The 5,517-nt window shown below is 67.6% G+C and carries 6 protein-coding genes; all 6 read right to left on the bottom strand.

From position 1 onward, the window contains the following. The coding region (locus ACE5CZ_RS02135; protein ID WP_374945714.1) for an ABC transporter substrate-binding protein at nucleotides 1-534 on the bottom strand (534 nt) is incomplete at its 3' end. Nucleotides 535-707: 173 nt separating this feature from the next. Next, on the bottom strand, nucleotides 708-2,603 hold the full coding sequence (gene dnaG, locus ACE5CZ_RS02130) for a DNA primase (RefSeq protein ID WP_374945713.1): 1,896 nt from the start codon (nucleotides 2,601-2,603) through the stop codon (nucleotides 708-710). Then, nucleotides 2,603-3,880 (bottom strand): deoxyguanosinetriphosphate triphosphohydrolase, encoded by a 1,278-nt coding sequence (locus ACE5CZ_RS02125; protein ID WP_374945712.1) that lies wholly within the window; start codon nucleotides 3,878-3,880, stop codon nucleotides 2,603-2,605. Before ACE5CZ_RS02125 ends, dnaG begins: the two co-directional genes overlap by 1 nt. Before the next feature lie 4 nt (nucleotides 3,881-3,884). Then, entirely contained in the window at nucleotides 3,885-5,093 is a 1,209-nt protein-coding gene (dusB, locus tag ACE5CZ_RS02120; protein WP_374945711.1) for a tRNA dihydrouridine synthase DusB, read from the bottom strand. 68 nt (nucleotides 5,094-5,161) lie between these two features. After that, nucleotides 5,162-5,323 (bottom strand): hypothetical protein, encoded by a 162-nt coding sequence (locus ACE5CZ_RS02115; RefSeq protein ID WP_374945710.1) that lies wholly within the window; start codon nucleotides 5,321-5,323, stop codon nucleotides 5,162-5,164. Next, nucleotides 5,320-5,517 (bottom strand): DsbA family protein (locus ACE5CZ_RS02110; RefSeq protein ID WP_374945709.1); only part of this gene is annotated, 198 nt, incomplete at its 5' end. The genes ACE5CZ_RS02110 and ACE5CZ_RS02115, both read right to left, overlap by 4 nt.

Genomic DNA, 5,517 nt, shown 5'->3' with positions numbered 1-5,517 from the left:
GATCGGGCCGGCCGGGCTCGACAGGATCTGCGGGAATACCTGGTCATCTGCCGACTTGAGGGTGAAGACGACGGTGGTGTCGTCGGGAGCGGCGACCGAGTCGAGGTTGTAGAGCAGCGACGCGGGACCGTTCTCGTCGTTGATCGCGACCTGGCGATCGAACGTGAATTTCACGTCACTCGAGGTGAGGTCGTTGCCGTTGGCGAACGTGAGGCCGGGTTTCAGCTTGACGGTGTACTCGGTCGGCGCGGTGAACTCGGCCGACTCGGCGATGTCGGGTTCGACATCGGGGGTGCCGTAGGGCGTGTTCATCAAAAAGGGGAACACCTGGTTCATCACGGCAAACGAACCGTTGTCGTACGAACCGGCCGGGTCGAGCACGGTCACCTTGTCGGTCGTGCCGATCGTGATAGCACTGCCGCTGGTGCTGCCGCCCGTCGAACCGCCGGAGCATCCGGCGAGCACGAGGGCCACCGCTGCTGTTCCGGCGAGCGACGCGACGACCCGGGTCGTGCGTGTGGATGCGGATGTCATATCCGTCTACCTCTCTCAAGTGATTTTTCAGACACAGATGTTCCCGGAATCGGGGCAGACCGTGATTGCTGTATCCCAGTCATACCCGAGCGGGCGAACTGTCCTTGGGCCGACAGAGATCGACTGCGCACATGTTTACCGGATCGTTACACGATCGGGCTCGTCTCTCGACGTCATTCGCGGAGCGCGCGCCTGTCGGCCTCGACCTGCATGAGCTGACGCTGCAGCGAGCGGTGCTCCTCGGGCTGCGTCGTGACGTCGGTGCGCTGGAACTGGCCGAGCAGTTCTTCTTTGCGACGCACCAGGTCGCGTTCGACGAGCGACAGCACCACCTGCTGAAGGTAGACATAGAGCTCGCGTTCGGGCCGCTCGGGCACGGGCGCCACGGCGAGCTGGGCCACCAGGGTCTTCACCGGGTCGGGAACCGTCTCTTGGATGATCGCCGCCCAGTCGGGCCTGTCGAAAGAATTGAGGCGCATGGCGATCGCGTCGCGCACCGCCGCGAGTGCTCCATTGCTGAAGGCGACCGCCGTTCCGCGCGCCAGCAGGTCTTTGCCGACGTCGTTCGGAAACTGCAGCATGGCCATCAGGGCGTCGCGCTCGAGACGGGTGGCCGTGGTGCTCGGCAGGCTCGTGAGTGAGATCGCCACGGGCGGCGCCACCTCGAGCGAGGTGATGGATGCCGGCCCGCCCTCCGCGGCCGGGGCCAGTCGGGGCGACTCGAGTTCGCGAGACGCGGCGTGCTCGCTCGACCTGCCCGCGGCATCCACGGCCCGACCGACCTCGCCGAGGTCCATGCCGAGCAGCCGCGCGAGCTCCCGTGCGTACCCCGGACGAATCGACGGATCGCGGATGTCGGCCACGACGGGAGCTGCCGCGCGCAACGCAGCCACGCGGCCCTCGACGGTGTTGAGGTCGAAGGTCGAGAGGCGCTGCTTGAGAACGAACTCGAACATGGGCTTCTTGCCCGAAACGAGACGTCTCACCGCGTCGTCTCCGCGGCCGAGCCGAAGGTCGCACGGGTCGAGGCCGTCGGGCGCGACGGCAACGTAGGTCTGGGCTGCGAATCGGTGCTCCTCGCTGAACGCGCGCAGCACGGCCTTCTGGCCCGCCGCGTCGGGGTCGAACGTGAAGATGACCTCGCCGAGGCCCGCCGTGTCGTCGGACAGCACGCGACGCATCACCTTGATGTGGTCGACTCCGAACGAGGTGCCGCACGTGGCGACGGCGGTCGTGACTCCGGCGAGGTGGCAGGCCATAACGTCGGTGTACCCCTCGACGATCACGACCTGGTGACTGCGGGCGATGTCACGCTTGGCGAGGTCGAGCCCGTAGAGCACCTGCGACTTGTGATAGACGAGAGTCTCGGGCGTGTTCAGGTATTTCGGGCCCTTGTCGTCGTCGAGCAGGCGCCGCGCCCCGAAGCCGACGGTCTGGCCGGTCTGGTCGCGAATGGGCCAGATGAGCCGGCCCCGGAAACGGTCGTAGCTTCCGCGTTCGCCCGTGCTGGTGAGACCCGCCGCGCTCAGCTCTTCGGCGGTGAATCCCTTGGCCCTGAGGTGCTTGCCGAGGATGTCCCAGCCTTTCGGGGCGAACCCCACCCCGAAGCGCTCGGCCGCCGAGGAATCGAAACCCCGCTCTCCGAGGAATCGTCGACCGACCTCGGCATCTGCAGTGGTGAGCTGTTCGATGAAGAACTCGCGAGCGGCGTCGTTGGCCGCCAGCAGCCGCGCCCTGGATGAATAGTCGGACGGGGCTCCCCCGTCTTCGTAGTGCAACTCGAAGCCGATGCGTGCAGCCATGCGCTCGACGGCCTCGCTGAACGACACGTGGTCCATCTTCTGCAAAAAGGTGAAGACGTCGCCGCCTTCGCCGCAGCCGAAGCAGTGGTAGTACCCCACCTGCGGTCGCACGTGAAAGCTCGGGCTGCGCTCGTCGTGGAACGGGCAGAGGCCCTTCATCGAACCCACACCGGCGCTCTTCAGCGTGACGTACTCTCCGACCACGTCGCCCAGGTTGATGCGCGAGCGTACCTCGTCGATGTCGCGCCGCAGAATCAGTCCAGCCATCAGCCGAGCAGTCCCCTGCTCCAGGCGATCGCAGACTGGTCGGTGAGGCTGGCGACCTGGTCGACGACGACCCGCTTGCGCGCGGCATCATCGGATGCGTCGCGCCAGTCGGCCGCGAAGGCCACCTCGAGTGCGCCTTCGCCCAGGCGCAGCAACTCGGTGGCCAGCGAGGTGATGATGGCGCGCTGCTCGACATAGAGCGGCTGTCGCGAGTCGCTCGCCATCACGTACGCGGCGACGATGCCCTTGAGCACGGCTATCTGCGCCTGGACCGCCCGCGGAACGACGACGCTTCCGCCGAATCGGGCGATCGCGTCGGCCGGGTATGCCTCGCGGGTGGCGGTCGTCGACCGCCCGGCGAAGCGGCCGATGAGCTGGCTCGTGAGGTTCTTCAGCCGTCCCTGTGCTCGCCGCGACCCGTCCCAGCCGTCGAGCCAGATCTCGAGCGAGGTCAGTTCGTCGAACGCCGCCGACAGTTCGTCGCGCCCGAATTCACCGCCGACCCACGACGAGATCGCCGCGACGAGGTCGTCGTGGTCGGCCCGGGCACCCAGGGCGCCCACATCGATGTAGCCGGTGAGGACGGCGTCTTCGAAATCGTGCACCGAGTACGCGATGTCGTCGCTGAGATCCATGACCTGGGCCTCGATGCATTTCTGGCCCGCGGGCGCCCCCTGGCGCAGCCACTGGAATGCGGCGGCGTCTTCGGGATACACGCCGTACTTCGCGCGGCCGCTCGGGTCGCCGATGGCGTCTTCGATCGTCCACGGGTATTTGCAACTGGCATCGAGGCTCGCCCTCGTGAGGTTCAGCCCCGCGCTCGTCTCGTCGGCGTAGACGACCTTCGGTTCGAGCCGGGTGAGAATACGCAGGCTCTGAGCGTTGCCCTCGAACCCGCCGATATCGGCCGCCCAGTCGGCCAGTGCGCGCTCGCCGTTGTGGCCGAACGGCGGATGCCCGAGGTCGTGTGCCAGACAGGCCGTGTCGACCACGTCGGGATCGAGGCCCAGGCTCGTAGCGAGCTCGCGACCGACCTGGGCCACCTCGAGCGAGTGCGTGAGGCGGTTGCGAGCGAAGTCGAGGTCGGCCGGCGACAGCACCTGTGTCTTGGCGGCGAGCCTGCGGAACGCGCTCGAATGCAGGATGCGCGCCCGGTCGCGTGCGAAATCGCTGCGGCGCGAAGAATGCTGCTCGCCGACGATGCGCTCGCTGTCGTCGGGCGTGTAGCCCGGCGGCAGGACCGACTTCGAGGAGGCGAGATTTGAGACGGCGGCCACGGCGCTATCCCCCACTGTGGTGCAGCTCCGCGCCCGCGAGCTCGGCACGCTCGGGCAGCGCGAGTTCGCGCGAGTCGAGCCACCTGTCGGGCAGCGAGGGGCGTTTCGGCGAACCGGCCCGGCCACGGGGCCCCTCTGCGTCGACTCCGGGATACGGCAGCGAGCCGTCGAGGGTGGCGAGCACGTCGTCCATCTCGGCGAGGGTCTTGACCATGCTGAGGCTCGCGCGAACATCGTGGCCCACCGGGTAGCCCTTGAAATACCAGGCGACGTGTTTGCGGATGTCTCGGCAGGCCCGGTCTTCGTCTTCGAAGAACTCGGCGAGCAGCTGCGTGTGTCGACGAATCGCCGCCGCGACCTGACCCAGCGTCGGTGCGGCACGCGAGTCGCGGGCGACGGATGCGTCGAGCTCGCCGCTGCGCACGCGGAAGGCATCGGCGAGGTCGCCGAAAAGCCACGGTCGACCGAGGCAGCCACGACCGACGACGACGCCGTCGCATCCGGTCTCGTCGACCATGCGGATGGCATCGTCGGCCGACCAGATGTCGCCGTTGCCGAGCACCGGGATGCTCGTGATCGTCTCTTTGAGAGTGGCGATGGCCGACCAGTCTGCCTGGCCGGAGTAGAAATCGGCCGCCGTGCGAGCGTGCAGCGCGATGGATTTGACGCCCGCACCCTCGGCCGCCTTCGCTGCCTCGAGGTAGGTGAGGTGGTCGTCGTCGATGCCCGTGCGCATCTTCACCGTGACCGGGATGTCGCCCGCCGCTTCGACCGCCTGCTCGACGATCTGGCGAAAGAGCCCGAGTTTCCAGGGAAGCGCCGAGCCTCCGCCCTTGCGGGTGACCTTGGCCACCGGGCATCCGAAGTTCATGTCGATGTGATCCGCGAGATTCTCGTCGACCAGCATCGTGACGGCCTGTCGCATGGTGGCCGGATCGACCCCGTAGAGCTGGATCGAGCGCAGCGTCTCAGACGGGTGATGGCGGATGAGCCTCATGGATTCGGGGGTGCGCTCGACAAGCGCCCGGCTCGTGATCATCTCGCTGACGTACAGCCCCGCTCCGTATTCACGACAGAGTCTGCGATAGGCCGTGTTGGTGATTCCCGCCATAGGGGCGAGCACAACCGGAACGTCGAGTTCGATCGGCCCGATGCGGAGTGCGGGGGCCGGGGTGGCGACGGCCTGGTCGACCGGGGCGAGGGATGAATTCATGACGTCTCGATTGTCCCAGAGTTTTGGCGGGGCCGGGGCGGGCGGGGCCCCCTGTGAACAACCTGCGGTCAACTCGCGTCGCGGCTGCCCTCCGCGTTCGCCTCGGCGTGGGGCTCGATGGCACAGACGCCGTCGACACAGACGGCACCGGATGCGCCGACCATGACCAGGCCCGGAGCGGCCGGGGCGACACCGGACTCACCGACGGCCGCGTCGTGCCTCGCGGTCATGCCGACACCGCGTCGACGGAGCCGGTGCGCTCGCCCGCGATCCGGCCGAAGACCTCGACGAACGTCGCGGCATCCTGGGCGCCCGACACACCGTACCGGCCGTCGATCACGAAGAAGGGCACGCCCTGAATTCCGTATTCCTGCGCTTGTCGCTGGTCACTGCGGACGGACTCGAGGTATTCGCCCGAGATCAG

The sequence above is a fragment of the Agreia sp. genome, assembly GCF_964263775.1.
In the GTDB taxonomy this organism is placed as follows: Bacteria; Actinomycetota; Actinomycetes; order Actinomycetales; family Microbacteriaceae; genus Agreia.
This window is presented reverse-complemented; position numbering and strand designations above follow the sequence as displayed.